Annotated in this window: 3 protein-coding genes; all 3 read left to right on the top strand. The window is 71.0% G+C overall.

The annotated features are described in order from the left end of the window. The coding region (locus tag M0P34_RS14570) for a molybdopterin-binding protein (RefSeq protein WP_291500412.1) at window positions 1-1,186 on the top strand (1,186 nt) is incomplete at its 5' end. Window positions 1,187-1,318: 132 nt separating this feature from the next. After that, on the top strand, window positions 1,319-1,537 hold the full coding sequence (gene infA, locus M0P34_RS14575) for a translation initiation factor IF-1 (protein ID WP_291500413.1): 219 nt from the start codon (window positions 1,319-1,321) through the stop codon (window positions 1,535-1,537). 243 nt (window positions 1,538-1,780) lie between these two features. Next, window positions 1,781-3,219 (top strand): methyl-accepting chemotaxis protein (locus tag M0P34_RS14580; RefSeq protein ID WP_291500415.1); only part of this gene is annotated, 1,439 nt, incomplete at its 3' end.

The following is a 3,219-nucleotide window of genomic DNA, read 5'->3' on the forward strand; positions in this document are numbered from 1 at the left end:
CCACGGGCACATGAGCGCCATCCTGGTCTGCCCCGTGTGCCGCGAGGCATACCCCGGCACAGACGGCGCCATCTGCCGCGCCTGCCAGGGCGAGTCGCCCTACGCCAGCCTGGGTCCCGCCGAGGGCCAGGGCGCCCCCCGGCCCGCCGCGGGCCCGGCGCTGACCGCCGTGTCCACCGAGCAGGCCGTCGGCGGCCGCGCCCTGCACGACATGACCCAGATCGTCCCCGGCCAGACCAAGGACGCGGCCTTCCACGCCGGGCAGGAGCTTTCGGCTGGCGACGTGTGCCGCCTGCAACAGATGGGCCGCTTCCATGTCTATGTGCAGGGCGAGCACCCGGGCGAGGAGTGGGTCCACGAGAACGAGGCCGTGGAGGCCTTCGCCAGGCGCATGGCCGGACCGGGCGTGACCTACGCCCTGCCCCCGCGCGAGGGCAAGATCACCTTCCACGCCGAGGCCACCGGCCTGCTGGACATCGACCTCGACACCCTGCTGCGCTTCAACATGGCCCCGGACGTGATGTGCGCCACGCGCAAGTCGGGCATGCTCGTGGAGGGCGGCAAGGCCCTGGCGGGCACCCGCGCCGTGCCGCTGTACATCTCGCGCGAGAGCTACAGCCGCGCCCTGGCCGCCCTGGGCAACGGGCCGCTCTTCTCCGTGCTGCCCCTGCGCAAGGCGCGCGTGGGCGTGCTGGTCACGGGCACCGAGGTCTTCAAGGGCCTCATCGAAGACCGCTTCGTGCCCATCGTGACCAACAAGGTCGAGGCCCTGGGCAGCGAGATCATCGCCAGCCGCATCGCCCCCGACGACCGGGAGGCCATCGCCGCCAACGTGCGCGAACTGCTGGAGCTGGGCGCCGACCTCGTCGTGACCACCGCCGGAATGAGCGTGGACCCCGACGACGTGACCCGCCCCGCCCTGGAGGACTGCGGCCTGCAAGACGCCCTGTACGGCATGCCCGTGCTGCCCGGAACCATGACCCTGGTCGGCACCATCGGCAAGGCGCAGGTGCTGGGCGTTCCGGCGTGCGCGCTGTTCTTCAAGACCACGGGCTTCGACCTGCTCCTGCCGCGCCTGCTCGCGGGCAAGCGCCTGACGCGCGGCGACCTGGCGCGCCTGGGCGAGGGCGGCTTCTGCCTGCAGTGCAACAACTGCACTTTCCCCAAGTGCCCCTTCGGGAAATAGCGGCGCCGCGCGGCGGGGGCAGGACGGCATCGCCGGGCTTGACGGATCGTGCGTTCAGATTATAAAGACATGCACCCGCGTCCGGCCGGACGGCCCGGCGCGGGTGTTTCGCACACCGCAATTGGAGGCCTCATGCCGAAGGAAGACGCCATCGAAGTACAGGGCACCGTCGAGGAAGCCCTGCCCAACGCCACGTTCCGCGTGCTGCTGGACAACGGCCACGAGGTTCTGGCCCACATCTCGGGCAAGATGCGCAAGTTCCGCATCCGCGTGCTGCCCGGCGACAAGGTCACCGTGGAACTCTCGCCCTATGACCTGACCCGCGGGCGCATCACCTACCGCCCCCGCTAGGCATTCCATACGCTCAAGCGACGCCAAGGGCGGCCTCCCCCCCCGGGAGGGCCGCCTTTTTTGCCGTGGCGCCGCCCCGTTCGCGCGCCCCCGCGCGCCGCGAAAAAAGCTGGACCCCGCCCGCCGAAAATCCGAACCTTGAGCCCCGGGGCCGCACGCCCCGCGCCAGTACTGCCGGAACCGAAAAACGCCCCCCGGGGCCCCGTCCCTCCGCCTCCCCCTCAAACGACAAGGTAAAAACGCATGTCCAAGCTCTCCATCCGCGCCAAACTCATGCTCCTGTTGGCCGTTTCGGCCTGCGCCACGGCCCTGGTCTTCGCCGTGAGCATCTACTCCAACACCCGCATCGCCGACGTGGGCGGCCAGCTGGCCCAGCAGATCATGTTGAACGGCGAACGCCAGAAGATCAAGGTCGCCACGGACAATATGGCCCAGGCCCTGGGCACCCTCCTCAGGGACGAGCCCGACGAGGCCCGGCGCGTGGACATCATGCGCCGCGCCATCGCCGACGTGTTCTTCGAGCAGGACCGCTCCGGCTACTTCTACATCTACACCGGCACCGTAAGCGTCGCCCACCCCGTGAACCCCGCCCTGCCCGGCAAGGACCTGAAGGATCTCAAGGGCTCGGACGGGGTGTACTCCGTGCGCGAGCTGGCCCGCGCCGCCGCCTCGGGCGGCGGCTATGTGACCTTCCAATGGGACAAGCCCGGCAAGGGCCCCATGCCCAAGCTCGGCTACGCCACGGGCATCCCCGGCACCCGGTACTGGATCGGCACCGGCGTCTACGTCGACCTGGTCAACGAGGAAGCCGCGCGCATCGACGCCAGCATGCACGACATGAGCGACGAGACCCGGCTCATGGAGGGCGGTATTTTCCTCGGCCTGTTCCTGCTGGTGCTGCTGCCCCTGGGCCTGGTGATCGCCCGGAGCATCGTCGGCCCCATCCGCGCCACCACCGAGGCCGCCCGGCGCATCGCCCAGGGCGACCTGGACGTGCGCCTGGAGCCCCGCGGCACCGACGAGGCCAGCCAGCTGCAACGCTCCCTGGAGACCATGTCCCGCGCCCTGCGCGAAACCCTGGAAAACCTGACCGGGAAGGAAACCGAGGCCCGGCGCAAGGCCGAGGAGGCCGGGGAGGCCATGCGCGAGGCCAGGCAGGCCGAGGCCGCCTCGCGGGCCAAGTCCGGCGAAATGGCCCAGGCCGCCGAGCGCCTGGGAGAAATCGCCGGCGGCGTCAGCCGCGCCTCGCAGGAGCTGGCCGTCCAGGTCGACCAGGCCAGCGCCGGGGCGCGCGTCCAGGCCGAGCGCGTGGCCGAGACCGCCACGGCCATGGAAGAGATGAACGCCACGGTCCTTGAGGTTGCCAGGAGCGCCGCCAACGCCTCGGCCTCGGCCGACAAGGCCCGGGCCAAGGCCGTGGACGGCCAGCGCGTGGTCGCCCAGGCCGTCGCGGGCATCGAGGCCGTGGCCACCCAGTCCCAGGACATCAAGGCCGACATGGGCCGCCTGGGCACCCGCGCCGAAGCCATCGGCCAGATCCTGAACGTCATCAGCGACATCGCCGACCAGACGAACCTGCTGGCGCTGAACGCCGCCATCGAGGCCGCGCGGGCGGGCGACGCGGGCCGGGGCTTCGCCGTGGTCGCCGACGAGGTGCGCAAGCTGGCCGAAAAGACCATGGC

This window comes from Desulfocurvus sp., from assembly GCF_023230885.1.
In the GTDB taxonomy this organism is placed as follows: Bacteria; Desulfobacterota; Desulfovibrionia; order Desulfovibrionales; family Desulfovibrionaceae; genus Desulfocurvus.